Origin of the sequence: Streptomyces sp. NPDC048506 (assembly GCF_040651315.1) — a bacterium.
Lineage (GTDB): Bacteria > Actinomycetota > Actinomycetes > Streptomycetales > Streptomycetaceae > Streptomyces.
The window spans coordinates 165,612-191,921 of sequence record NZ_JBEZIX010000010.1; the positions used below are offsets into that span (position 1 = coordinate 165,612).

A 26,310-nucleotide genomic window follows, 5' to 3' on the forward strand; every position below is an offset into this window, starting at 1 on the left:
CGGCACCGGTTCCTCCGCACCGCCCGGCCCGGGCCACGGACGGACGCTGTGAACGGCCCCGACGAGTGGGACGGCCACGAGCGCCCCGAGGGCCCGGGTGAACGGCCGCGGATACCGGCACCGCGTTCCGCCGCCGAGGACCGCGGCCCGCTCCCCGACGCCCCTGCCACCCCCACCGTCGCCCCGGCGGGCGAGCCGGTGCCCGACGCCCGTCCGCGCGGTGTCGTCGCCCCGCGCGAACCGGAAGACGAGCCCGTGACCGACCCTGCCGTACCCGCCCCGCTCGCCGCACCGACACCCGCCCCGCCGCACGGCGTCCTCAAGTCGCTCCTCGGCGCCTGGGCCCTGTCGGCCTGCTCGGCGGAGGAGACCGCCGCCGTCGAGACGCATCTGACCGACTGTGCCTCCTGCGCGGACGAGGCGCTGCGCCTGCGCGACGCCGTGGGGCTGCTGCACCCCGCCGACAGCCTCGACCTCGATCCGCTGCTGCGCTCCCGGGTGTTGGAGGGCTGCCTGGGTCGGCGGCCGGCCCGTATCCCGGTGCCCGACTGGGCGGCTCCGTACGACGCGGAGACCGCCAAACTGGATGCGCTGCTGCGCGACATGGGCGAGTCGGAGTGGCGCGCCCCGGTGCGGCTGCGCTGGTTCGAGGGCGAGCGCCCGGTGGAGCGGGAGACCACCGTGGCCGGCGTCATAGGGCACCTCCTGGCGGTGGACGGGCTGGTCGCGACGGCGCTCGGGCTCCCCGACCCGCTCGGCACGGCGGCCCCGCCGGGGACGCCGAACCCCCTCATCCGCACGGAGACGCTCTGGCGGTCCGTGGACCCGGAGCTCAGCCCGCTGACCGCGCACGGGCCCTGGCGCGACCAGAGCTACGCCCTGATGCGGCAGGTGTCGTTCGCCGGCAGCAAGGTCGCCGAACTCGCCGTGCCCTACGGGGACTTCAGGCTCGCGCTGCGCGACGCCTTCCTGGACCGCGCCTTCGAGTGCTGGGTGCACGCCGGCGACATCGCGGAGGCGGTGGACTATCCGTACGAGGCCCCGGCCGCCGGGCACCTGCACCGGATGGTCGACCTCGCCGCCCGGCTGCTGCCCAGCGCACTGGCCGACCGCCGCCGGGCCGGGCTCGCCGCTCCGCCGCAGCGGCTGGTGGAGGCGGGCGCGCCGGGCCGGACGCTGCATCTGGAGATCGAGGGCAACGGCGGCGGCCACTGGTACATAGCGCTGGACTCGCCGGCCGCCCTCGGCACGCCCGACCACACCGTCGCGCACATCGCCCTGGACAGCTCCGAGTTCTGTCAGCTGGCCGCCGGGCACATCTCGCCCGAGGAGGCCGCCGCGGGCCAGAACGGCGAGCGCGACGCGATCCGCGACGTGCTCTTCGCGACCGCGTCGCTGTCCCGTCTCTGAACGGTCCGCCACCGGGCCGCGGCCGGCCTCGGCACCGCGGCCCGGACGGCCGTCGGCCCGGCCTCAGGCGAAGACGACGGTCCCGCCTCAGGCGAAGACGACGGTCCGGCTGCCGTTCAGCAGGACCCGGCGCTCGCTGTGCCACTTCACGGCGCGCGCCAGGGCCTGGCACTCGACGTCCCGGCCGATCGCCACGAGCTGGTCCGGCGTGACCTCGTGGCCCACCCGCTCGACCTCCTGCTCGATGATCGGGCCCTCGTCGAGGTCCGCGGTCACGTAGTGGGCGGTGGCGCCGATGAGCTTCACACCGCGGGCGTGCGCCTGGTGGTACGGCTTGGCGCCCTTGAAGCTCGGCAGGAAGGAGTGGTGGATGTTGATGATCCGGCCGGACAGCGCCTTGCACAGGTCGTCGGAGAGCACCTGCATATAGCGGGCGAGGACCACCAGCTCGACGTTCTCCGCCGCCACCAGCTCCAGCAGCTGCGCCTCCGCCTGGGCCTTGGCGTCACGGGTGACCGGAATGTGGTGGAACGGGATGTCGTACGAGCCGACCAACTCGGCGAAGTCCGTGTGGTTGGAGACCACGGCCGCGATCTCGATCGGCAGCGCGCCGATCCGGGAGCGGAAGAGCAGGTCGTTGAGGCAGTGCCCGAACTTGGACACCATCAGGACGACCCGCATCTTCTCGTCGGCCCGGTGCATCTGCCACTCCATGCCGAAGGAGTCGCCCACCGCCGCGAAGCTGGCCCGCAGCTTCTCCACGCTCACCGACGCGTCCGCGCTGAAGTGGACCCGCATGAAGAACAGCCCGGTGTCGTGGTCGCCGAACTGCTGACTGTCCTCGATGTTGCAGCCGGTGATGAACAGGTAGCTGGACACGGCGTGCACGATCCCCTGCTTGTCCGGGCAGGACAGGGTGAGGACGTACTGATCGTTGCGACCGGTCCGATCGCCGTGATCGTTCTTCCGGCCGTTCCGATCGGGGTGACCGGGCTGGGTGGACTGCGACTCGCTCATGACCTCATAGGGTCGCACACCTGGGGAGCGGCTCAGACCGGGGCGTCCGCCTGACCGGTCATGATGGCCAGCACCTCCAGCGAGCGGGGCGCGGCATCGGGGTCCTCGCCGTCCGCCGTCGCCAGCCGGACATGGGCCTCCCGGGCCGCCCGTACGGCCTCCGGCCAGCCCTGGTGCGCCATGTACGCGGTGACCGGGGCGTCCGCACCGACCTGGTGCATGATCCGCAGCACCCGCAGCACCGCGGCATCGACCAGCTGGGCCTCCTGGGCGTCGCGGAAGATCGTGCCGATGTACTTGTCGGCGGACCAGTTGTCCAGCCAGGTGTCCTCGACGAGCCGGTAGACGGCGTCGGTGACGTCTCCGTATCCGGGCCGGCCGGCCAGCCAGGTGTCCTGCTGGAAGACGGGGTCGGAGAGCATGTGCAGCGCGGAGCGCACATTGCTGCGCCAGCGCCACCACGGCATGTCGTTGAGTGGCATGCCGCCCATGGTGGTCGAGCGGCGGCCGCGACGGGAAGACTTCTCCGAACCTTGCACAGTATTCGATCGTACGTTCCTCGCCGATGATCTCCAGCAGCCCCCCGGAGTTCACCCCGTGGTCACTGTCCGTTGGGCTTTCGTCACTCGAACGTTCCTGGCCGGACGCCAGGCTGCGGTGTCATGACCGGACGGCGACGCTCCTCCCCCCGCCCCTTCAAACACGCTCCCGCGGTCGCCATCGCGTCCACGGTGCTGTGCGGGGCGGCCATCGCGTCGCTCGTCTCGGCCTGCGGCTCCCTCCCCGGATCGGGGGATTCCGGGGAGAAGGAGCCGATCACGGTGATGACCTGGGCACCGGAGGACACCAAGGCGACCAATATGCCCGGGATGCCGGCCATGGCCCAGGCGTACGCCCGGTGGGTCAACTCCCGCGGTGGCATCAGGGGGCACCACCTGCGGGTGCTGACCTGCAACGAACGCAACGACTCGGTGGCCGCGGCGCAGTGCGGCCAGCGCGCGGCGGACGAGGGCGCGGTCGCCGTCGTCGGCTCGTACAGCCAGTTCGGCCGGCAGTTCATGTCGCCGCTGGAGGTCAAGGGCATCCCCTTCGTCGGCGGTTACGGCGCCTCCGACGAGGAGTTCCAGAGCCCGCTGTCCTACCCCGTCAACGGCGGCCAGGCGTCGCTGCTGGCCGGGAACGGCCGCCAGTTGGCGGGCGACTGCAAGCGCGTCGCACTGGTCCGCCCGGACAGCATCCAGGGCGACCAGATGCCGTCCCTGCTCAACTCCGGCCTACAGAGCGGCAGTCGCCGGCCGGCCAAGGACATCAAGGCGCCCGAGGACGGCACCGACTACTCGTCCCAGGTGACCCGCGCCCTGGACGCGGTCGGTGCGGACCCGGCCGTCTACGGGACGGCGCGGGCCGGTGGGAAGGCGCCCGGCGCCTGCGTGGCCGCCTCGCTCGGCGACCACACGGACGCGTTCTTCGACGCGTTCCGACGGCTCCAGGAGGACGGCCCCAAGGTGCGGGTCGCCTCCGTCCTGGGGAGCGTCGGCCAGGCGCTGCTGAACCGTACGGGCGGCGCGTCCGGGCCCCTGGAAGGCGCGGACATCACCGGCTGGTACCCGGCCGCCGCCGACCCGCGCTGGAAGCCGATGCGCCGGGTCATCACCGACTACGCCTTCGACGACAACCGCATCGACCCCGCCGACCAGGGCGTCCAGACGACCTGGATCGCCTACACCGTCCTCCGCGCGCTGATCGAGGAGCTCGACGACCAGGGCGTCGAGGACATCTCCGCGCACGCCCTCCAGACGGCGCTGGACCACGGCGACCGCGCCATCGACACCGGTGGCCTCACCCCGAAGCTGCGCTGGCGCGAGGACGACATGCTCGCGGTCCAGGACTTCCCGCGCATCGTGAACGCCATGGTCACGTATCAGGTCGTCCGGAACGGCGAACTGGTCGCCGCCCAGCACGGATTCGTGAACGTCACCAGGACCATGGAACGACGGCACACGGACGACTGAGGGGCGGGCGGCGGCCCTGGGCCGCTCGGGCCCTGGGCCGCTCGCCGCACCCGTGTCTCAGAGCTGTTCGGGACGGCGCTCCGTCATGCCGTACTTCTGGGCGAGCGGGTTCCAGAGCCGGGCCGCCTGCTTCTTGGCCTGGGTGGCCTGGCCGCTGGCCGCGTTGCCCTGGGCGGCCGCCTTGGTGCCGTGTGGCTTGCCCTTGTGGCAGCCCTTCTTGCCGCCGCCGAGCTGGTCGGCCCAGTCCGCGTAGTGGTTGTCCGCCGCGGCCGAGGACTGCCAGGCCTTGGTCAACGCCGCGGTCAGCTCCGCCTGGTTGGGGATCTTGTCGACGGGCAGCTGCTGAAGGCGCTTGACCAGGTCGTTGCGCTGACCGGCCGCGGCCCGCAGGTCCTTGGCCGCACCGTCGAGGTTGCTACAGGACTTGATGCCGTTGACGGCGCCGATCACCGACGAGCGGCTGCTGTTGCTGTCGCCCAGCAGCGCGTCCAGGCCCTTGACCTGGGCCTCGGCGGGGTCGGCGGTCTCCTTGGGGGCGTCCTTCTCCTTGGCCGCCTTGGTCGCGCTGCTCCCGGAGTCCTTCTTCGCGGTGTCGTCGCTGCCGCCGCTCAGTGCCCAGCCGAGGCCGAGACCGGCGCCCGCGAGCACGACGACGACGATGCCGATGATCGCCGCCGCGGGGAGCCGGCGCCGCCCGCCACCGTCCTCCTCGTAGGAGGCCTGCTGGTCGTGGCCACCGGGCGGGAACTGCTGGCCGTAGCCCTGACCGGGGGCGCCGTACGGCGGGTGGCCCGGGTCCTCGAAGCGGGGCAGCTGCGCGGTGGCGTCCGGTGCGCCGGTGGGCTGTGCGCCCGGTCCGTCGCGGAAGAGGCCCTCGAACTCGGCGGGGGTGGGGCGGTCCCCGGGTGCACCCGGGCGGACCCCGAACGGCGCGCCGGGAGGCGAGGCCGGTGCACCGGCCCCCACCGGGGTGATCAGCTGGGTGGCTTCGGAGTCGCCCCCGACCCCCGGCATCGGCTGGGCCTGCGGCATCGGCTGGGGCGGGCCCTGAGGGCCGCGCTGCCCCGGCTTCACGGCGCGCAGCATGGTGGTGGACTCGTCGGGCGACTCGGGGCGCACGGCCGCCTGGGGCGGCAGCGCCGCGGAACCGGGCGCACCGGGGCCCTGGGACCGGGCGTCGAAGGGGGGTATCAGTGCGGTGGCCTCCGCGTCGCCCGCGGCGGGCGGCAGCGGTGCACCGGTCTGCGGGGTGGCGCGCACCATCTCACCGGACGGCATCGGCTGGGGCGGCCCGCCCTGGAGACCCGGCTGGCCGTACGGCTGCTGCGGCGGGAGCTGCTGGCCCGGCACCGCCTGCGGCTGGTCCCCGGGTGACGGGCTCTCGGGCGGCAGTGCACCGACCGCGCCCGGCTGCGGGGGCGCCTGCTGCGGCATCGACGGCGGGATCGGCGGCTGCCCCTGGGTCGGTGCGGGGAAGCCCGGGCCGCCCGGCGGCGGTCCCTGTACGGGCGTCGAACCCATGGTGGGGGCCGGTGCGTGCGCCGGGGGCTGGCCGTAGCCCTGCTGCGGGCCGTACGCCGGCCCCTGGGCGGGCTGCTGCTCGTACGTCTGCGGGGCGGCGGGGGCGGGCTGCTGCTCGTACGTCTGCGGGGCGGCGGGGGCGGCCTGCTGGCCGGGGCCCCACGGCTGGCCCCAGGGCTGGCCGGCGGGCGGCGCGGCCTGCTGGTCGGGCACCCACGGCGCACCGTTGGCGGGCAGCACAATGCCCTCTCGCGCGGGGCCGGCCGCAGAATCCTGCGGGTCGTGGCCCTGTCCGCTCTGCGTCACCGTGACTCCTACCCAACGTGCAGACCTACGGAATCGTCGGCTGCACGCTACCGGGTCGCAGCAACGTTCGACCACGTCGCCTGGTCACCACCCCCGCCACCCCTCGGGCGCGCCGAACGGGCCAGGTCAACCCGCCCGTCCGGCACACGCGACAAACCCGACGCCGCACGACAAAGGCGCCGCGGCCCTCTCATGAGGCCTTGATCACGCCGCCGCGGCCCGGAGATCCAGTCGTGCACTGAACTCCCGTACCACCGGTTCGTCCCGATATGGCTCCAATCGCAGCTGGAAGTCCTCCAGATACTCCGTGCCGCGGTCCGACCGCAGCCCGCTCAGCAGCTCCACCGCCTGGGTGCCCGTATGGCAGGCGTGCTCGACCTCGCGCTGCTGCACCTGGGCACCGGCCAGCAGCAGCATCCCGATGGCGCGGCGCCGCGCCCGGCTCTCCGGGTGCCCGTGCAGCGCCTCCTGGGCCCGCTGGGCGGCCGGCCCGGGCTGGCCCAGATCCCGGTGGCAGTGGGCGAGTTCGTCGGCCAGATACGCCGGGTCGAAGTGCGCGATCCACACGGGATCGTCGCCGATGTCGACGCCCCCTTCGGCTCGCTCCATCGCGGCGACCGCCCGGCCGGCCACCACCTGGAAGGCTCGGGCGTCACCCATCAGGGCGTGCCCGCGGGCCTCCGCCGCACAGAACATTGCCTCGGTCCGCGGCGTGACGTGTCCGCGGGCGCCTTCCTGTGCGGCGCGGGCGAGTTGGGCGATCTCTCGCGGGTTGCCGAGCGAGGCGGCGAGATGGCTCATGCTCGCCGCGAGGACGTAGCCGCCGTAGCCGCGGTCACCGGCCGCCTGGGCCAGCCGCAGCGCCTGGATGTAGTAGCGCTGCGCGAGGCCGGGCTGACCGGTGTCGACAGCCATGTAGCCGCCCAGCTCGGTCAACCGCGCGACGGCGGCGAAGAGTTCCCGCCCCACGGACTCGCGGTACGAGCCGGCCAGCAACCCGGAGACCACGCTGTTGAGGTAGTGCACGACGACCGGCCGGACGTGTCCGGCGCCGAAGCGGTGGTCGAGTTCGCCGAGCGCCGTGGTCATCGCGCGCACCGCCTCGACGTCGGAGATCCCGACCCGGGCACCGGCGTTCCGGGCGACCTGGGCGTCCGCGCCGGTGATCAGCCAGTCGCGGCTGGGCTCGACCAGCGCCGAGGCCGCGACCGTGGAACCGCTGAGGAAGTCGCGCCGCCCGACGTCGCTGCGCCACAGCTCACAGACCTGCTCGATGGCCCCCAGGACGGTCGGCGAGAACTGGAGCCCCACCCCGGACGCGAGGTTCTTGCCGTCGGCCATCCCGATCTCGTCGATGGTGACCGTACGGCCCAGCTTGCGGCCCAGCGCCTCCGCGATGACGGCCGGGGCGCGACCCCGCGGCTGCTGTCCGCGCAGCCAACGGGCCACGGACGTCTTGTCGTAGCGCAGGTCGAGACCGTGCTCCGCACCGCACATGTTGACGCGGCGGGCGAGCCCCGCGTTGGAGCACGCGGCTTCCTGAATCAGCGCTTGCAGCCTTTCGTTGGGCTGCCGCGCGACGAGTGGCCTGGCGGCCATGCTTGTACCCCCTGGTTACTGCTGCGCGTTCACCGGCGAACGCCGTACCCCGTGATCGATGCCCCGCGAATATCCCGGATATCCGAGACATCCTGGATATGCGCGATAGGACGGATCGGACCGATAGGAGCTTTGCAGCGGATGCCGGTTCATGAACGTTTTGGGCCCTGTTCGGGGCATCCGCGAGCGAAGCGCTGTTCATCGGGAGCCGTTTGACGAGACGCGATCACAAAGGAAGTCGACGCGGTGGTGCCCGTGCGCGAACAACGGCGCCGCCGTGCAGGGCCTCCCCCTCGTGCACCGCAACGGCCGTCGGGCGGCCTTTCCGCCCGTCACGCAGGTGGCTACCCGCTACCCGGCCCCGGTCCGCATACGCGCCCCCACCAGTGCTTCCATGCGCCCCGCGGACGGGAACGATGCGCCGGGCAGCTCACCCATAAGCCGTAACCCTTGGTGATACGGAGAGTTGTCATCAGCGTGGAAGAGACCATCGGAGTCACAGGAGCCTCGCAGATCCCCAAGCAGCGCGGCGAGCAGCTGCTCGAAACTGCGGTGCGTTACGCGGAAGAACGGCATTGGGACGTGTTCCCCGGCGCATGGCTGGAGCACGACGGCGAGACGCCGCGCTGCTCGTGCGACGCCGCCGACTGCCCTGCACCCGGTGCGCACCCCACCGCGCCCGGCTGGGCCGGGCTTGCCAGCGGCAGCGCGACGGCCGTGCGCCGGATGTGGAGCAAGCAGCCGCGGTCCTCGATCCTGCTGCCGACGGGCCGGGCGTTCGAGGCGCTCGACGTGCCCGAGACCGCCGGCTGCCTGGCACTGGCCCGCATGGAGCGGATGGGGCTGACGCTCGGACCGGTCACCCGCACCCCGGACCGGCGGATGTTCTTCCTGGTCCTGCCCGGCGCCTCGGTGAAGGTGCCCGCCCTGGTACGGGCCATGGGCTGGGCGCCGGCCGCGCTCGACCTGATCTGCCGCGGCGAGGGCGAGTACATCGCCGCCCCACCGACCCGGATGGGCGCGCACGGCTCGGTGCAGTGGGCCCGCCGCCCCACCGCCACCAACCGCTGGCTGCCGGACGCCGAGGAGTTGATCAGCCCGCTCGCGTACGCCTGCGCGCGGGACGCGGTGGCGGCTCGCGCGCGCTGACCCGGCCGCCACCGCTCCGTCGGGGCCCCGCGCGCCGGCCGGGCCCCCCGCTGTCCGTGCCGGCTCGTATCGTGGGACGACGGACGGGGGCCAGGGCGGCCCCTGCGGGGACGTCGGAGGGCAGGACCGGTGGCCAACGAGCCGGAACACATCGAGGGGCGGGCCGATGCGGCACCGCCGCAGCGCGCATCGGCCGCCTCTTCGGGCGGGCCGGCCGCGGTCCCTGGTGGCGCCGCGGGCGGCCCGCCCGCCGTACGCGTCCAGGGCCTGTGGAAGAAGTTCGGCGAGCAGATCGCCGTCAACGGCATCGACCTGACGCTGCCCGCGGGCCGCTTCATCGGTCTGGTCGGCCCCAACGGCGCCGGTAAGACCACCACCCTGTCGATGGTGACCGGTCTGCTGCGGCCGGACTCCGGGCTGGTCGAGATCGGCGGGCACGACGTCTGGCGGGACCCGGTCGCCGTCAAGTCCCGGATCGGGGTGCTGCCCGAGGGGCTGCGCCTGTTCGAGCGGCTCTCCGGGCGCGAACTCCTCGGCTACACAGGGCGGTTGCGCGGCCTGCCGGGCGACGAGGTCGACAAGCGGGCCGGTCAGCTGCTGGACGTGCTCGACCTGTCCGGCTCCCAGCACAAGCTGGTCGTGGACTACTCCACCGGTATGCGCAAGAAGATCGGGCTGGCCGCGGCGCTGCTGCACAACCCCGAGATCCTCTTCCTCGACGAGCCCTTCGAGGGCGTCGACCCCGTGTCGGCGCAGACCATCCGCGGCGTCCTGGAGCGCTACACCGCCTCCGGCGCGACGGTCGTCTTCTCCAGCCATGTGATGGAGCTGGTCGAGTCGCTCTGCGACTGGGTCGCCGTGATCGCCGCCGGGCGGATCCGCGCCGACGGTCCGCTCGCCGAAGTCCGCGGTGCGGCGCCCTCGTTGCAGGACGCCTTCCTGGAACTGGTCGGGGCCGGTGACCGCGGCGCGGCGCAGAGCCTGGACTGGCTGGGCGGTGGCAGCGCCCGATGAGCACCGAGTCCGCCGCGGTGGCCGCGGCGCCGGCCACCGCACCGTCCCTGACCGCCGTCTTCGTACGGCTGAAGCTGTCGCTGCTGCGCAACGGGCTGCGCCAGTCGACCGGGCGCACCGTGGCGTACGTCGCGTCCATCCTCGTCGGCCTGCTGTTCGCCACCGTTGTCGTGCTGGGGCTGATCGCGCTGCGCGGCAACGCGCACGTGGGCGCGCTGACCGTCCTGCTCACCGGGATCCTCACGCTGGGCTGGGCGGTGATGCCGCTGTTCTCCCCCGCGAGCGACGAGACGCTGGACCCGACCCGGCTGGTGATGCTGCCGTTGCGGCCGCGGCCGCTGATCGTCTCGCTGCTGGTGTCCTCGCTGGTGGGTGTCGGCCCGGTCGTCACGTTCGCGCTGGCCGTCGGCGCGGTGGTGGCGGTGGCGCACGGGCCGGCCGCAACGGTCGTCGGCGTCCTGGCCGTCGGCCTGGTGGTGCTGGTGTGTGTCTCGCTGGCGCGCGCGGTCGCCACCGCCTCGGTGCGGTTGCTCACCAGCCGGCGCGGCCGCGATCTCGCCGTGCTGAGCGGGCTGTTCATCGCGCTCGGCGGCCAGGCCGTCAACATCGCCGCCCAGCGGCTGGGCCGCCCGGACGGTCTGTCCGTGCTGGAGCCGCTGGGGAACGTGCTGCGCTGGGTGCCGCCGGCCTCGGCCATCAGCGCCGTCGAGGACGCCGGTCGAGGGGCGTACGGGCGGGCGCTGGCCGGACTGGTGCTGGCGGCGCTGGCGCTGGTGCTGCTCCTGTGGTGGTGGCGGCGCACCCTGACCACCCTGATGACGTCGCCGGACTCGTCCACCCTCCAGGCCGTGGAGAAGGACAGCGCGCGCCGGTCCGGCACCGGTGAGCGGGGGCTCGTACGCCTGCTGCCGGGCGGGCGCACCGGCACGGTCATGCTCCGTACGCTGCGCTACGCCTGGCGCGACCCGAAGTCGAAGATGTCCTGGGCGACCGCGCTCGGCCTCGGTCTGCTGGTGCCGGTCGTCTCGTCCGTACAGGGCAACGGCAGCATCTTCACCTCGTTCTCGGCCGCCGCGCTGCTCGGCATGCAGATGTACAACCAGTTCGGGCAGGACACCTCGGCGTTCTGGATGGTCGCCTCGACGATCGCCACCCCCCGCGACGCCTATCAGGAGCTGCGGGCCCGGGCGTTGGCGCTGGCGCTGGTGGCCGTTCCGTACGTGACGCTGGTCGTGGTCGGGGCCGCGGCGCTGATCGGGCCGTGGTCGGACTTCCTGGAGGTGTACGGGCTGTCGCTGGCGGTGCTCGGTGCCCTGCTGGCCACCGGAGCGGTCGCGTCGACCCTCTTCCCGTACTCGATCCCCTCGGAGGGCAACAAGAACGTCGCCCCGGGCCAGGGCGCGATCGCCTGGTTCAGCCTCTTCGGCGGGGTCGTGATCGCCGCGGTGCTGTGCTCGCCCCTCCTGGGGCTGACGATCTGGCTGCACCTCGCCGGGCTGCACGCCCTGTTGTGGGTGCTTCTGCCGGCCGGTGTGGTCTACGGCGTGGGCATGGCGGAACTGGGCCTGCGCTGGGCCGCGCCCCGGGTGGCCCGCCGCCTGCCGGAGATCCTGTCGGCGGTCAGCAAGGGGTGAGGGGCCGGGCGGTGCGCGGGGAGAGGCCCGGCGCACCGCCCGTGATCCGGCGGTCGGTGAGGTTGTCCACAGGCCGCACCGCCCGGCGCGCGGTGGCGGTAGCGTCAACGCAACGACGTGGACGACGTGGATGACACGGATGACGCCACGCCGACGTGGACCGAGGGGTGGTGGGGGCGGTGCTGCGCGCCGGAATCGTGCTGGTGACGGGCTGGTTGGCGGTGCTGTTCTGCGCCGGCGTCGTACAGGCCGCGCCGTCCGGCCCGGCCGGCGCGAAGGGGGCGGACGGGCCCACGCAGACCGCGTACCTCGCCGAGCACCTGCGGCACGACCCGGTCTACATCAGCGACCAGATGCCCCGTGCGGTCCCCCGGTCGACGGCTCCCGTCTTCGCCCGGGAGGCCCGGCGGCTGGGCGTCCCGACGTACCTGGTCGTCCTGCCGCAGACCTCCTACGGCACCCAGGGGGGCACCCTGCTCGCCGGCATCCATGACCGGCTGGGGCGCAAGGGCCTGTACGTGGCCATGAACGACAGCGGTCTGGAAGAGGTGCAGACGTACGGGGTGAGCCTGCCCGGCGTCGACGACGCCCGGACGGCGACGCTGTACGAGCTGCCGTACGACGCCACGCCGCGCGAGGTGTTCCAGCGCTTCGTCGAGGTGGCCACCTCGGGGCGTGCGCACCAGCGCGCCGAGGCGGCACGCGCGCAGTACGGCGGCACGGACGACGAGCCACCGCTCCTGCACACCGACTCGACCGACCGCGAGAACCAGAGCTTCGTGACGGGCATCGCGGTCACCGGCATCCCGGTCGCGGTCCTGCTGCTCACGGTGTACGCGCTGCAACGCCGCCGGGTCCGGCGGGCGGCGGCCGCGGGCGGCGCGGCTCCCGTACCGGCGCCGCGCGGCTCGAAGGCGAGCGGACCGAAAGCGAGCAAGCCGAAGGCCGGCGGACCGAAGGCCGGCAGCGGCAAACAGGCCGGCGGCAAGCAGGCCGGCAGCGGCAAACAGGCCGGCAAGAAGGCGGCCGGCGGTCCCGGGCCGTTCCCTCGGGAGCGCTTGCTGCCCCTGGTGGTGGGGGCCATGCTGCTGGGCGGTCTGGTCGCCTTCACCGCCTCGCGGGTCTTCGACGACACGACCAGTGGTGACGGCTCCCGGCCCACCGCCGCCGATATGCGGGCGCGGGTGGACCGGGTGGCCGACGGGCTCCGCCGCGACCCGCTCTACCTCGACCCGGAGAGCCCGCCGGTGCTGGACGCCGCCGAGCGCGCCCACCTCCGTGAGCGGCTGCGCGCGCTGCATGTTCCGGTGGTGATCGCGGTCGTGCCCCACGGCAGGGACGACGAGTCCGGCGGAGAGGAGGACCTGCTCGCCAAGGCGCTGCACGACCGGCTGCACCGCGACATGCTGATCGTGGTCGCCGAGCCGTCCTCCGGCGGTGTCGACGTCGTCAACTACGGCACGCGCGTCGACGAGATGTACCTGATCAACCGGCCGAGCGACCTCGCGCACACGTCCTCCGCCGACCCCGCGCTCGGCTCCCGTCTCGACCAACTGCTCACCTACGTCGGCAAGTCCCCCAAGGCAAAGGCGGGGTATGTGCCCTACGCCCCGCCGCCGGCGCCGGATCCCGTCGGGGAGCAGGCACTGCCGGGCCTGTTCACCGGGGACTTCGAGCCGGGGATGGTGATCGGCACGTTCGCCGCGGGCCTGGTCTTCGGCCTGGTGGCGGCCGGTTGCGGCATCGTCCGTGTGATCACCCGCGGGAGGCGGGCCGCGCACGGCGGCGCGGGGGCCCCGGCACCGGACCGGCCCTCGCTGTCGTGGCTGCGGCACACCGCCCGGCAGGACCTCGACGCGCTCACCGCCGCGCTGGAACCGGCGGCGGCCCTGCCCGAGGACGCCCGGCGCCGGGCGTGGGAGTGTCTGGACGCCGCGGCGCTGCTGATCGACGGTGACAGCGACGGCCGGATCGACGCCGACGCCACCCCCGCGGCGCTCGCCTGCGCCATCGTGCTGGCCCGGGCCGGCCGCACCGCGGTCGGGGAAGCGGACGCCGCGGAGCACGTCTGTCACCGCAATCCGCTGCACGGTGCGGCCCCCGACCACGCCGGTGCACGGCCGGCCGGCGGCCGCGGCCGGACCCGGGCCCGGGTCCAGTCGTTGCCGTTGTGCGCGGCGTGCCGGGCCACGCCGGGTGCCGTGCTGCGGTTGCGTACCGCGCAGGGCGGCGGGCGCGGAGCGTACGCCCCGTACCACTCGCTTCCCGGGCCGCTCGCCGCGGTCGGCGACGGCGCCGGAATCGATCAACTCACCCGCGATGTACGGGAGTACTTCGGTGTGCACTGACCCTTCTCACCGCTCCGGCCCGCAACGGGCCCCGGCCGCCCGGCGGTTGCGGACGGCCCTCGCCGTCGGCGCGTCGGCCGTCGCGCTGCTGCTGGGTGCGGCAGCGCCCGGCGCGGCCGCCGAGAACCCGCGCAGTCCGGGGCAGAAGATCGCCGATGCGCTGCGCCGCTCGCCGGTCTATGTCGACCCGTCGCTGTCCACGGCGGTCGACGCGGCCCAGCAACGGTCGTTGGTGACCCAGATCGAGCGGACCGGGCTGCCGATCCGGGTCGCGCTGGTGCCGCTGGTCGAGGGCGACAACTGGGGCGGCAAACCGGAGCAGCTGGCCGAGGTGCTCCACGACCGGATGGGCGGCGGCCCGTCCATCCTCATCACGCTCGGCGGGTCTCCCGACGACATCGCCGCCAGCGAGTGGCCGGCGGGCGCCCACCAGGCGTTCCACGCCGCGGCAGCGGTGTTCTTCCAGGACGACATGAAGGGCGCCGGCCCGGCGCGGCGGGTCGCCCGCGCGATCAGCATCATCAAGGCGGGCAACGGCGACGCGGTGTACGAGAAGGCCACCGCCAGCCTCGGTTCCTCGACGGAGAAGCCCGACAAGGGAGTTCGGCCGGACAAGGCGGCCGGCTCGTCCGGCTCCCCACTGATACGGCTGCTGTCCCTGGTCGTGGGGCCGCTGCTGCTCCTGGCCGCGGCGGGGTTGCTGCTGCGGCGGCGGGCGCGGCTGCGTGACCTCTCCACGCCGTTCGCGCTGCCGCGCTCGGTGTTCGCCGCGGCCCGGAGGGCCGACGAGGCCGGGCTGCGCGAGCGCGCCACCGAGGAAGTGGTGCGGCTGGGCGAGGAAGCACGGGCCGCGCAGGGCGATCCGGCGGCCGTCGAGCGGGCCCTCGACGCCTATGCCGCGGCCGGCACGGTCCTGGACCGGGCGCGCGGCACCGTCGATCTGGCGGGGGTGTTCGCGCTGATCGCCGAAGGCCGCGCGGCGCTGTCCACGGCGCCGGTGACCCTCCCGCTGTGCTTCTTCCATCCGCTGCACGGGCCCGCCGTCCGCCGGATACCGTGGCGGCCACTGGGCCGCCGTGAGCAGCTGCGGGTGGCCGCGTGCGAGAGCTGCCTGCGCGCCGTACGCAGCCGCCGTGCACCGGAGGTCCTCACCGACCGGCTGGACGACCGCCCGGTGCCGTACTTCGAGGTCCCCGCCGAGCACAGCCTCTGGGCGGCCACCGGCTACGGCTCGCTGCTGAGCGGCGACGGCGACTGTCTGGCCCGGCGGGTGCAGCGCGGCGACTTCACCCGCACGCTGGACTGAGCGGCGGGCGCCGGGGCGTCAGCGCGGCAACGTCGCCGAATGCAGGAACGGTTCGATGGCGTCGCACCAAGCGTCGGGCCGTTCCCAGGGGAGCAGATGGCCGGCGTCGGGGATCTCGGCGTAGGCACCGCGCGGCAGGACACGAACCATCTCCTGGGCCTCGGCGCGGCCCAGTTCGGCGTCCAGGCCGCGGACGACGAGGGCCGGGCAGGTCACCTGGGCGAGCTCTTCCCAGTGGGCGTCGTGCACCCAGGTCTCGCGGGCGGTGAGCATCTGCCGGCGGGAGAAGACCGGACGCCAGCCGTCGGCGCGCTCGGCCATCACCTCGGCGAAGAACTCACCACGGGCCGGCCGGGGCCGCTCCAGCGTCGGATCGTCCTCGCCGAACCACTTGCGGACGTCCGCGAGGGTGGCGAACGGCACCGGCCAGGAGCGGAACCACTCGGTCCACTCCCGCTGGGAGGCCGCGCCCAGCGCGGAGGCCCGCATATCGCAGATGACCAGCGCACTGATCAGATCCGGGCGCCGGGCAGCTAACTGCCATGCCGTCAGGGCGCCCATGGCGTGCCCGACGAGGGCGACCGGGGCGAGGCCGAGCTGCTCGATGGCGGCGAGGGCGTCGTCGACGTACGCCGCGCGGTCGTACGGACCGTCCGCGGGCTTCTCGCTGCGACCGTGGCCGCGCTGGTCCAGGGCGACCGGCCGGTGACGGGCGCTCAGCCGGCGGGCGGTGTCCGCCCAGTGCGCGGCACGCCCCATCAGACCGTGGAGCAGCAGCACACCGGGCCGCTGCTCGCCCCCCTCCAGCCCGCCGCCGACCTTGGGCGGATCGGTGAATTCCCAGGCGGCGAGTCGCACGCCGCCGGCCCCTGTCACATCGATGCGCCGCACCATGTGTCCTGGCACCCCCAATCGCCCCTAGAGCACACCCACACTATCGAACCTCTATTCGAACGCACCGCTCCGGCACACAACACCCCTCGTTCGAGTGACCTCGCTCAGGGATTGACCACGCTCACCACGGGGAGACATCTGCCGGGAGGCGGGCCCTACCGGGAAGGGGGCCCGTGGGGGAAGACCCTGAGAGCTCGGGGCTCCGGGTCTTGGGCGGGGGACATGGGGAGGCAGGGCCCCGGCTGCTCGCAGCGCCGGGGCCCTGACTGTGCCCACGGTCCGTGGATGCATCCGAGCCCCCTCCCTGGCAAGGACAGGCCGACGCAGGGCCATGCGTCAGCGTGACACGAGACCGGCCGGACCGCACGGATTCGCACAAGTCCGTTCAACGGGCAAGCATGCGTCGAGCCCGCTCAGCAGCGCGACGGCGCAGCTCAGCGGGCTCGTGGCAGGACCCCGTGGCAGTACTACGGGAGAGCGCGCGAAGAGGATCGAACGACGGTCGGCACCCCGCCGTCAGCGCTTGGCGACGAAGACGTGCGAGGCGATCTCGGAGTCCAGCTCGGCGGCCTCGCCGCTGCTGCCGACCAGCACGCCGCCCGGCGACTCCGTCACGCTCACCACCGCGCCCGGCTGCACACCGGCGCGCCGCAGCGTGTACATCAGCTGGGCGTCCGCCTGGATCGGCTCGCCGATCCGGCGCACCACCGCGGTCTTGCCGTCCGAGCCGGCGTCCAGGTCCATCAGGCTGACCATGCCGGCGTCCAGGAACGGGTCGACCTCGGACTTCTCGCCCAGCTCCGCAAGTCCCGGGATGGGGTTGCCGTACGGCGACTCCGTGGGGTGCCGCAGCAGCTCAAGGACGCGGCGCTCGACCGCCTCGCTCATCACGTGCTCCCAGCGGCACGCCTCGGCGTGCACCTGCTCCCATTCGAGCCCGATGACGTCGACCAGCAGGCACTCGGCGAGGCGGTGCTTGCGCATCACCCGCGTCGCCAGCCGCCGGCCCTCCTCCGTCAGCTCCAGATGCCGGTCGCCCGCGACCGTCAACAGCCCGTCTCGCTCCATGCGCGCGACCGTCTGGCTCACGGTCGGGCCGCTCTGTTCGAGCCGCTCCGCGATGCGAGCGCGCATGGGCACCACACCCTCCTCTTCCAGTTCGAGGATGGTGCGGAGATACATCTCCGTGGTGTCGATCAGTCCGGACATGCGTGCCCCTCGATGTGTGGTGCGGTGGCCCTGGACCCAATTCTGACGCATCCCACCGACAACGGTGCCGCGCCGTCCACGGAGTGGCCTTGCGGCGGCCGGATCGGTGGACTCACGACGACCGTGTTGACGGACTCACGGCGACCGCGTTGACGGACCCCCGCCGGCCGTATTGACACGGCACTGGTCCAGACCGCAACGTGATCCGCGCCACTGATCAGATGCGACGAGATCCGACGAGATCCGACGAGAGGGGCCCGCGGCGATGGCTGACAGCGACCGGAGCGACCGGCTGGCCGGGACGTACTTCGACGCCGCGATCGACCTGCTGCGCCAGGTCCGCGACGAGGAGGGCGATCGGATCGCCGAGGCCGGCCGGCTGGTCGCGGACACCGTCGCGGCCGGCGGCCGGGTCTTCTCCTTCGGTGCCGGGCACTCCTCGCTCCCCGCGCAGGACACGGTCTACCGCGCGGGCGGACTGGCGATCATGAACCTGCTGTCCGTGCCCGGCGTCGTGGGCGTGGACGTACGGCCCGCGACGCTCGGCAGCGCGCTGGAACGGGTGGACGGGCTGGCCGCCGCCGTCCTGGACACCAGCCCGCTGCGGTCGGGCGACGTGCTGGTGATCATCTCGCTGTCCGGGCGCAACGCGCTGCCCGTCGAGATGGCGCTGAACGCCCGGGCCCTCGGCATCACGGTCATCGGCGTGACCTCCGTGGCGTACGCGGAGGCCACCACGTCCCGGCACGCCTCTGGCGGCTACCTCAAGGACCACTGCGACCTCGTCCTGGACAGCCACATCCCGGTCGGTGACGCCGAGCTGACCCTGCCGGGCATCGACGCGCCGTTCGCCCCCGCCTCCACGGTGGTCACCAGCGCGATCATGCAGGCCCTGGTGGCCACGGCCGCCGGCGCGCTCGCCGAGCGGGGCATCGACCCGCCGCTGCTGCGCTCCGGCAACGTCGACGGCGGACACGACTGGAACGCCCGGGTGATCGACGCGTACGCGGACCGGATCTTCTACCAGTCGTGAGGAGACGGTCGTGAGGGGACGGCCCGGTCAGGCCGACGCCGCGCCCGCGAGGTCCAGGGACGCGGCGATCCGCGCCGCGACCTCCTCGGCGTAGTCCGCGTCCGCACGGTCGAAGGGACGGCGCACCGGCGACCGCAGGAACGTCAGCACGCCCAGGGTGCGGCCACGACTGCGCAGCACCACGCACAGGCCGTGCACGGTGCCGTCCGGCCAGTTGCGGGCCGCCGCCCAGTCCTCGGCCGGAACGGGCCCGGCGCTGCTGCGCACCGAGCCGCGCCGCTCGTACGCCTGGAACGCCGGATGGCCGGGGGCGTACGGGACCGGGATACCGGTCGCCGAGAACGCCTCACAGGGACCGGGCGAGCCGGCCGGCGAGGCGAGCGTCCGCACCAGTCCGCAGGTCGTCGCCCGCGCATCGCAGGCGTCCTCCCCCTCGGACGACTCGTACGCGTCGTCCTCGGCGACCGCCCCGTACGGCGCCGGTGCGGGCTTCGTCGCGAGGTCGACCAGACCGTGGTCGGCGAAGCCGGCGAGCGCGAAGTCCAGGTGGACGGCGGCGGCCTCGGCCGGATCCGGGCACTCCGCGGCCGCCCGGCCGGCCCGATGGAGCTGATGGGCCCGGAAGCGCACCAGGGAGTTCTCCTGCTCGGTGCGCTTGGCCTCCGTGATGTCCTGGAAGAGCCAGGCCACGCCCAGCGGAACCGGCTCCTCCGCCAGCGGCGAGGCCAACCGGACGAAGCCGCTGCGCCAGCACCGGCGCGGCAGCTCGACCTCCTCGGAGCGCAGCGTCACCCACATCTCGGCGACCGCCGGCGGCGCGCCCTCGGCGAGGACGTGCTGGAGCGCGCACTCCAGCTCCTCGACGCCCTGCACCAGCAGATCGCCCAGCGGGCGGCCCAGCAGCGCCGTGCGCCCCACGCCCATGGTGCGGGCGGCGTGCGCGTTGACGACGGCCGGCCGCAGGTCGGCGTCGATCAGCACCACGCCCCACGACGCGTCCTCGAAGAGCGCCTCGCTGAGCGCGATGGAGCGCTCCAGGTCCATCTGGGTGTGCACCTCGCTGAAGGCGCAGTACACCCCGGCCACTCGGCCGTCGGGCCCGCGCACCGCGGAGGACTGGGTGCGGACCAGCACCCGGTGGCCGTCCTTCGTCAACAGGGCGAACTCATGGACCTGACGGGCCGGTGAGCGCATCGCGGCCGTGAGCGCGGCCTCGATGCCGTCGGCGTCCTCCTTGCGGGCGGCCCAGCCGGTCAGGCCCGTACGGCCGACGGCCTCGGCCGGGGTCCACCCCAGGATGCGCTCTGCTTCGTGGTTCCAGTGGGTGACCGTGCGGTCGGCCGCGAAGGCCACCAGGGCGGCGTCCATGCCGTCCAGGAGGGCGGCGAGGAGTCCGGAGTCCTCGGTCTCCTCGCCGCCGCAACGCGCCGAGGCCGATGAGCCGGAAAGGCCGGAAGAAGCCGACGAAGCAGTCACAGGCACCCCTCACGAACGCGGCCGCACGTGCTCCACCTGGGAACATTCAACTGGAACGTGACACACCCCACACCCGATTCGCGGAAATCGTTGCTCCCGGAAAAATTTGGTTGTGCGGTGCCGGACGGGTTCCTAGTGTGTGGAGCACACGAGAAGGGAGGTGGTTCGGCAGATGATTTCGCACCGGACGCGTGAGGTGGCTGCGGGCTAGCGGCCCGTCGCTTCACCGAAGTGCAGCGCCGGACCAGCGCATACTGCAGATGCGCAGCCGGCCAATCCCAAGCAGTCACCCGACCCGCGGGCTGCCGGTTCGTCCGACCGGCCCTTCGCGCCACCGAGCGCGGAGGAGACAGCCCGCGGGTCGTCTGCGTCTACGGACGCCTCGTACGGGCGGCCGCCTCCCCGGGGCCGGGCCGCCCGCTTCTCTCCGGCCCGGCCGGCCCACCGCCCTCAGGGCGCCAGACGCTCCACCCGCCAGGTCACGACCCCGTCCTCGGCCCCGGCATCGGTCCGGCGGACGTACCGCAGCCGGTCGTGCAGACGGTTCAGCCGGCCCTGCCAGAATTCGATCGTCTCGGCGGCGATCCGGTAACCGCCCCAGTGCGGCGGCGCCGGCACCTGCTCGCCCTCCGGGTAGCGGGCCGCCAATTCCGCGTAGGCGTGCTCCAGTTCCTCACGCGTGGCGAGGGGCGCGGACTGATCGCTGGCCCAGGCGCCCAGCTGGGAGCCGTGCGGGCGGGTGCGGAAGTAGGCGGCGGTCTCGTCCCGGCCGATGCGCTCCGCGACGCCGGTCACCACGACCTGGCGGGAGAGCGGATGCCAGGGGAACACCAGGGAGATATAGGGGTTTTCGGCCAGCTCGCGGCCTTTGCGGCTGTGGTAGTTGGTGAAGAACACGAAGCCGCGGTCGTCGAAGCCCTTGAGCAGCACGGTCCGCGAGCTCGGCCGGCCGGCGGCGTCCGCCGTCGAGACGACCATGGCGTTCGGCTCGTGCAGGCCGGCCACCGTCGCGTCCTTGAACCAGCGCGCGAACTGGTCGTACGGGCTGGCGGCGAGGTCGGACTCGGCCAGTCCCTCGGCGCGGTAGTGCGCACGCATGGTCGAGGGGTCGGGGGTCTCGGAGTGGGGCGCGTCGGCTGGGTGCACGGCCTCATCTTGCAACATCACCACCGGCCCGGTCAGCCGGGAGGGGCGGAAGTCTGCCCCTCGTCGACCTGCCGTAACCCTCCCGTCAGCAAATCGACCAGTGTGCCGGATCTCACGCTTCCCCGCAGGTGGGAGACCCGCCAAAATCATGGGCCGGCCCACTGTGGACCCCGGACAGGGAGAGCTATCGTGTTCCGTCCGGCCTGAGCACACGGGGCACACCGCCGCACCGCACCACCGCATCCGCCGCCCGCGGGCCGACCCACCGCGGGCCGGCCGTCGCGTGACCCATGCCCTGGCGGGGCATCACCGGGGTGACCGGTACGGACCGCGAGCTGCCCGGCGCAGCCGCGTAACCGCGCCGGCACCGCACACCAGACTCGACCGCACGGCAGCCGGTCATGGACCGTACGCCGTCCCCATCTTGAGGAGCCGCCTGATGTCCGACTTCGTACCCGGACTCGAAGGAGTTGTCGCGTTCGAGACGGAGATCGCCGAACCGGATAAGGAGGGCGGCGCGCTCCGTTACCGCGGGGTCGACATCGAAGACCTCGTCGGGCACGTGTCCTTCGGGAACGTCTGGGGACTGCTGGTCGACGGGGCGTTCAACCCCGGCCTGCCGCCCGCCGAACCCTTCCCGATCCCGGTCCACTCGGGCGACATCCGGGTCGACGTCCAGTCCGCGCTCGCCATGCTCGCCCCCGTCTGGGGCCTCAAACCGCTGCTGGACATCGACGAGGCCACGGCCCGCGACAACCTCGCCCGGGCCGCGGTCATGGCGCTGTCGTACGTCGCCCAGTCGGCGCGCGGACAGGGCCTGCCGATGGTGCCGCAGAAGGAGATCGACAAGGCGGAGACCGTCGTGGAGCGCTTCATGAAGCGCTGGCGCGGCGAGCCCGACCCCAAGCACGTCAAGGCCGTCGACGCCTACTGGACCTCGGCCGCCGAGCACGGCATGAACGCCTCCACCTTCACGGCGCGGGTCATCGCCTCGACGGGTGCGGATGTGGCGGCGGCGCTGTCCGGCGCGGTCGGTGCGATGTCGGGTCCGCTGCACGGCGGCGCACCCTCCCGCGTCCTCGGGATGATCGAGGAGATCGAGCGGACCGGCGACGCCGGCGCCTACGTCCGCCAGGCGCTGGACAAGGGCGAGCGGCTGATGGGCTTCGGCCACCGCGTCTACCGTGCCGAGGACCCGCGGGCGCGGGTGCTGCGGCGCACCGCCAGGGAGCTGGCCGCCCCGCGCTTCGAGGTCGCCGAGGCGCTGGAGAAGGCCGCGTTGGAGGAGCTGCACAACCGCCGCCCGGACCGGGTGCTGGCCACCAACGTCGAGTTCTGGGCGGCCATCGTCCTGGACTTCGCGGAGGTCCCGGCGCACATGTTCACCTCCATGTTCACCTGCGCCCGGACCGCCGGCTGGAGCGCCCACATCCTGGAGCAGAAGCGGACCGGCCGGCTCGTGCGCCCCTCGGCCCGCTACGTCGGCCCCGGGTCGCGCAGCCCGCAGGAGATCTCCGGCTACGCGGACCTCACCGCGCGCTGAGCCCTCGGGGCTTCCCCAAGGAGAGTTGCCCCTGGCAGCCGTGGAGCCCGGCGTTGGCTTGAGAGCCTGCCGCCGAGCTCCACGGTGCGGTGCCCGCCCAGGCGCCGTGAGAACTGCGCGACGAAGTCGTCCCGCAGTTCACCCCCGTTCCAGAACGTGAACCCCAGACGGCCGAAAGCGAAGGAGCCGTCCCCCCTGGCCCGCGGTCCACCGGCGCCGCCCGGCCGCAGGCGGCGCACCGCACGGCCTCGGCCACCAGACGTCCCCGAGCGCCCCGGAGCCTTTCGGCGGCCGTGTGCGGAGCCGGCTGGCCGACACAGCGGGCCCCACCGAAACGCCCGGCGCGGTCGACCGAAGAATTTGAACCGATCGGTCTTTTTACGGTTGTCGCCGCGTTCCCTGCTCCCGTTGCATGGCGTTGCGTCACGGGGGACGACCCACTTCGCTGTGCGGATCGATGTCGTACGGCTCCGCCCCCGCTGCGCAACACGCCTTGGTGAGCTTCGAGCTCCTCTGCAGAACGGGACAACGCGGTGCCAGCGCAGCCGACCGTCGAAGAACTGGTGGCCCAGTACGACCAGGAACGGCCGATGAGCCGACTGTCGCCGAGGCTGTCCGCCGCAGTTTCCGCCGTCTGCGCGGCGCTGTCCCTCTTCTCGCTCTACGCGGTCTTCTTCCCCTTGGCGCGGGGCCCCCAGTTCTCCGTCACGGTCTTCCTCGCCGTGGCGCTCCCGCTCTGCTTCCTGACCCACCGCGCCGACCTGCGGATACCCGCCTTCCGACTGCCGTGGCGTCGGACCGGCGGCGCGCCGGACGCCACGGCGGGAACGGCGGACGAAGGCCCGGCAGCGGCCCGGCCCACCGACGGTCCCGGGGTCGTCGACTGGGTACTGGCCGCAGCCGCGCTGGCGGTCTGCACCTACCCCCTGCTGGACTTCGACGGCTTCCTCGAACGGCGTCAGCTGCCCACCACGTGGGACACCGTGGCGGGACTGGTCATGCTGCTCCTGGTCCTGGAGGCGTGCCGGCGGACCACCGGATGGGCGCTGCCGCTGCTGTGCGTGGGCTTCCTGCTGTACGCCTCCTACGGCGGGCTGCTCCCGTACGAGTGGCCCCTGGCGCACAGCGGCTTCGACGCGGACGCCATCCTCGCCAACCTCTTCATTGGCGCCGACGGGTTCTACGGCGTGCCGCTGAACGTGGCGGCCACCTACATCGTCCTGTTCACCATCTTCGGCGCGGTGCTCGACCTGTCCGGCGCCGGCGCCTTCTTCATCGAGCTGTCCTTCGCGGCGTTCCGCGGCTCCCGCAGCGCCGCGGGCCGCACCGTGACGGCCGCGGGCTTCCTGATGGGCACCGTGTCCGGTTCGGGCACCGCCACCGCGGTGAGCCTGGGATCGGTCGCCTGGCCCGTACTGCGCCGGGCGGGCTACGCGAAGGAGAAGGGCGGCGGCATCCTCGCCGCCGCCGGGATCGGGGCGATCCTCTCCCCGCCCACGCTCGGCTCCGCCGCCTTCGTCATCGCCGAGTACCTGAGGGTGAGCTACCTCACCGTCCTGGTCTACGCCACGGTGCCCACCGTCCTTTACTACCTCGGCATCATCCTGGCGATCGAGATCGACGCCCGGAAGCACGTGACCGCGACGGTCGAGGTGGAGCAGCGGTCCCCGTGGAAACTGCTGGCCCGTTTCGGCTACCACTTCCTGTCGCTGTTCCTGATCATCGGCTTCATGGCGGCGGGACTGCCGCCGTTCAAGGCGGTGGTCTACGCGACGGGCGTGCAGTTCCTGCTCTCGTTCCTCGACCCGGCCCACCGGCTGACGCCGCGACGGCTCTTCGAGGCCCTCGCACAGGGCAGCCGCTCGGTGCTCCCGGTCATCGCCACCTGCGCCGCGGCGGGGATCATCGTCTCCGTCGTGACCCAGACCGGCCTGGGCCTCAACCTGGCCACCATCATCGTGGAGTCCGCGGGCGCCTTCGGTGACGATCCGACCGTGACGCTCGTCCTGACGGCGCTGTTCGCCGCCGTCTCGGTCACCGTCCTCGGGCTCGCGGTGCCGGTGACCGCGTCGTTCATCATCTCGGCGGTGATCATCGCCCCGGCGATGACCGCGCTGGGCGTCACCGCCCCCGAGGCGTACATGTTCATCTTCTACTACGCCGTGCTCTCCGAAGTGACCCCGCCGACTGCGCTGGCCGCCACCGCGGCGGCGGCCATCACGGGTGGCAGCCCGACGCGGACGATGATGGAGACCTGGAAGTACTCCCTGCCCGCGTTCCTGGTGCCGTTCTCCTTCGTCCTCACCGACAACGGCGCGCATCTGCTGGGCCAGGGCTCGTTCACGGACATCGCCTGGGTCCTCGGGGTCTCCGCGCTCGCCGTCGCCGCGCTGGCCGCCGCCACCGGAGGCTGGCTGCTGGGGCCGAGCACCCTCCTCGAACGCGGTCTGTGTGCCGCGTCCGCCGTCCTCCTCCTCTACCTCAAGCCGTTGTCGCTGCTCGCCGGCTCGGCGTTGCTGGTGACGGCGCTCGGCCTGCACCTGCTGCGCCGACGCAGGGCACATGCCCGCGCGGTGCCCCACGGCCTGTGAGTCCCCTGCCCCATCGCATCCCCATCACCTCCCCATCAGGGTTTCCACCGAAAGGTCCCACCGAATGATCCAGCTACGTCTCCGTGCCCTGGGCGCCGCCGCAGCGGCCCTCGCCCTCGCCCTCACGGCCACCGCCTGTAGCGGAAAGCAGCAGGACAAGGCAGACCAGGGTGTCGGCGGCCGGCTCACCCTCGCCACCGGCAACACCACTGGCGTCTACTACCAGTTGGGCGGCAGCCTGGCGAAGGAGATCTCCGAGAACCTCAAGGGCTACCGGGCGACCGCCACGGCCACGGGCGGTTCGGTGCAGAACATCCAGGGCATCGCCAAGGGCGACTACGACCTGGGCTTCTCGCTGCTGGACACCGCCGCCGACGCGGTCGACGGCAAGGGCCCGTTCACCACGAAGCAGCCGGTCGAGGCGCTGGCCCGGCTCTACCCGAACTACACCCAGGTCATCGTCCGGGCCGACTCCGGCATCAACTCCCTGGAGGACATGCGCGGCAAGCGCGTCTCGACCGGGGCACCCGGTTCCGGGACCGAGGTGATCGCGAAGAGACTGCTGCACGCCAGCGGACTCGACGCCGACAAGGACGTGAAGGCGCAGCGCCTGGGGCTGCCCGAGACGGTCGACGGCATGAAGGACGGGACCGTGGACGCCCTCTTCTGGTCCGGCGGGGTCCCGACGGCAGGCATCACCGACCTCACCACCACGCTGGGGAAGAAGGTGCGCTTCCTCGACATCACGCCGAAGCTGGGCGCGTTGCGGAAGGAGTACGGCGACGTCTACCAGCGCGGTGTCATCCCCGCCGCCGCCTACCGGCAGCCCGCGGGCGTCCCCACCATCGTCGTTCCCAACGTGCTCCTGGTGAAGAAGGGCTTCGACCCGGCGCTCGCCGGGAAGCTCGTCGACCTCCTCTTCAGCCGTCAGGCGGAGCTGGCGAAGGTGAACCCCGCCGCCAAGGAGAACCGCATCGACAACGCCGCCGACACCAAGCCCGTGCCGCTCAACCCCGGCGCGAGCAAGGCGATAGACGTGCGGGCCAACCAGGCCTGAGCCCTGGCCCTCGATGGACGGCGCGGCCGGCTCACCGCCGGACGC

Annotated in this window: 19 protein-coding genes; 11 read left to right on the forward strand and 8 right to left on the reverse strand. The window is 73.0% G+C overall.

Going from position 1 to position 26,310, the window contains the following annotated elements:
• The first annotated feature begins 48 nt into the window (after positions 1–48).
• Positions 49–1,410 (forward strand): zf-HC2 domain-containing protein, encoded by a 1,362-nt coding sequence (locus tag AB0C96_RS10785; RefSeq protein ID WP_362915842.1) that lies wholly within the window; start codon positions 49–51, stop codon positions 1,408–1,410.
• Positions 1,411–1,497: 87 nt separating this feature from the next.
• On the opposite strand, the gene purU is transcribed toward AB0C96_RS10785, so the two are convergent.
• Both purU and AB0C96_RS10795 read right to left on the reverse strand, forming a co-directional pair.
• Positions 1,498–2,427, reverse strand: coding sequence for a formyltetrahydrofolate deformylase (gene purU, locus AB0C96_RS10790; RefSeq protein WP_362915844.1), 930 nt, complete (start codon positions 2,425–2,427; stop codon positions 1,498–1,500).
• 32 nt (positions 2,428–2,459) lie between these two features.
• Entirely contained in the window at positions 2,460–2,918 is a 459-nt protein-coding gene (locus AB0C96_RS10795) for a hypothetical protein (RefSeq protein ID WP_362915846.1), read from the reverse strand.
• A 171-nt stretch (positions 2,919–3,089) separates the two neighbouring features.
• On the opposite strand from AB0C96_RS10795, the gene AB0C96_RS10800 reads away from it, so the two are divergent.
• Positions 3,090–4,439: an ABC transporter substrate-binding protein gene (locus AB0C96_RS10800; protein ID WP_362915848.1), complete on the forward strand. Its 1,350-nt coding sequence runs from the start codon at positions 3,090–3,092 to the stop codon at positions 4,437–4,439.
• A gap of 57 nt (positions 4,440–4,496) precedes the next feature.
• Here AB0C96_RS10800 and AB0C96_RS10805 read toward each other — a convergent pair whose 3' ends face one another.
• Together AB0C96_RS10805 and AB0C96_RS10810 are read right to left on the reverse strand one after the other, a co-directional pair.
• Positions 4,497–6,266, reverse strand: a complete 1,770-nt coding sequence (locus AB0C96_RS10805; protein WP_362915850.1) for a hypothetical protein — start codon at positions 6,264–6,266, stop codon at positions 4,497–4,499.
• Positions 6,267–6,470: 204 nt separating this feature from the next.
• Positions 6,471–7,865 (reverse strand): transcriptional regulator, encoded by a 1,395-nt coding sequence (locus AB0C96_RS10810; RefSeq protein ID WP_362915852.1) that lies wholly within the window; start codon positions 7,863–7,865, stop codon positions 6,471–6,473.
• 477 nt (positions 7,866–8,342) lie between these two features.
• Between AB0C96_RS10810 and AB0C96_RS10815 the strand changes: the two genes are divergently transcribed.
• The 5 genes from AB0C96_RS10815 (at position 8,343) to AB0C96_RS10835 (ending at position 15,316) form a co-directional block, all read left to right on the forward strand.
• The gene (locus AB0C96_RS10815) at positions 8,343–9,014 is read left to right on the forward strand and encodes a bifunctional DNA primase/polymerase (RefSeq protein WP_362915854.1); all 672 of its coding nucleotides are present in this window, start codon (positions 8,343–8,345) and stop codon (positions 9,012–9,014) included.
• 129 nt (positions 9,015–9,143) lie between these two features.
• Positions 9,144–10,028, forward strand: a complete 885-nt coding sequence (locus AB0C96_RS10820; RefSeq protein ID WP_362915856.1) for an ABC transporter ATP-binding protein — start codon at positions 9,144–9,146, stop codon at positions 10,026–10,028.
• Entirely contained in the window at positions 10,025–11,662 is a 1,638-nt protein-coding gene (locus AB0C96_RS10825; protein WP_362915858.1) for a transporter, read from the forward strand. Before AB0C96_RS10820 ends, AB0C96_RS10825 begins: the two co-directional genes overlap by 4 nt.
• A 155-nt stretch (positions 11,663–11,817) precedes the next feature.
• Positions 11,818–14,010: a hypothetical protein gene (locus AB0C96_RS10830; protein ID WP_362915860.1), complete on the forward strand. Its 2,193-nt coding sequence runs from the start codon at positions 11,818–11,820 to the stop codon at positions 14,008–14,010.
• A complete protein-coding gene (locus AB0C96_RS10835) occupies positions 14,000–15,316 on the forward strand; it encodes a hypothetical protein (protein ID WP_362915862.1) in 1,317 nt (438 codons plus the stop codon). The genes AB0C96_RS10830 and AB0C96_RS10835 overlap by 11 nt, the downstream gene beginning before the upstream one ends.
• Positions 15,317–15,334: 18 nt before the next feature.
• Here AB0C96_RS10835 and AB0C96_RS10840 read toward each other — a convergent pair whose 3' ends face one another.
• Entirely contained in the window at positions 15,335–16,210 is an 876-nt protein-coding gene (locus tag AB0C96_RS10840) for an alpha/beta hydrolase (RefSeq protein ID WP_362915864.1), read from the reverse strand.
• Positions 16,211–16,726: 516 nt separating this feature from the next.
• Positions 16,727–17,419: a metal-dependent transcriptional regulator gene (locus AB0C96_RS10845; protein ID WP_362915865.1), complete on the reverse strand. Its 693-nt coding sequence runs from the start codon at positions 17,417–17,419 to the stop codon at positions 16,727–16,729.
• Positions 17,420–17,684: 265 nt separating this feature from the next.
• Between AB0C96_RS10845 and AB0C96_RS10850 the strand changes: the two genes are divergently transcribed.
• Positions 17,685–18,452 carry an SIS domain-containing protein gene (locus AB0C96_RS10850; protein ID WP_362915867.1) on the forward strand — a complete coding sequence of 256 codons (768 nt, stop codon included), beginning with the start codon at positions 17,685–17,687 and terminating at the stop codon, positions 18,450–18,452.
• A gap of 27 nt (positions 18,453–18,479) precedes the next feature.
• Here AB0C96_RS10850 and AB0C96_RS10855 read toward each other — a convergent pair whose 3' ends face one another.
• Together AB0C96_RS10855 and pdxH are read right to left on the reverse strand one after the other, a co-directional pair.
• Positions 18,480–19,928, reverse strand: coding sequence for a PAS domain-containing protein (locus AB0C96_RS10855; protein ID WP_362915869.1), 1,449 nt, complete (start codon positions 19,926–19,928; stop codon positions 18,480–18,482).
• A 450-nt stretch (positions 19,929–20,378) separates the two neighbouring features.
• Complete coding sequence (pdxH, locus tag AB0C96_RS10860; protein ID WP_362915906.1) at positions 20,379–21,026, reverse strand: pyridoxamine 5'-phosphate oxidase; 648 nt, start codon at positions 21,024–21,026, stop codon at positions 20,379–20,381.
• A 487-nt stretch (positions 21,027–21,513) separates the two neighbouring features.
• On the opposite strand from pdxH, the gene AB0C96_RS10865 reads away from it, so the two are divergent.
• From AB0C96_RS10865 to AB0C96_RS10875, 3 genes are all read left to right on the forward strand, one after another.
• Positions 21,514–22,617 carry a citrate synthase 2 gene (locus tag AB0C96_RS10865; protein WP_362915871.1) on the forward strand — a complete coding sequence of 368 codons (1,104 nt, stop codon included), beginning with the start codon at positions 21,514–21,516 and terminating at the stop codon, positions 22,615–22,617.
• A 533-nt stretch (positions 22,618–23,150) separates the two neighbouring features.
• A complete protein-coding gene (locus AB0C96_RS10870) occupies positions 23,151–25,208 on the forward strand; it encodes a TRAP transporter fused permease subunit (protein WP_362915873.1) in 2,058 nt (685 codons plus the stop codon).
• Between the two features lie 64 nt (positions 25,209–25,272).
• A complete protein-coding gene (locus AB0C96_RS10875) occupies positions 25,273–26,265 on the forward strand; it encodes a TAXI family TRAP transporter solute-binding subunit (RefSeq protein WP_362915875.1) in 993 nt (330 codons plus the stop codon).
• Positions 26,266–26,310 lie beyond the last annotated feature (45 nt).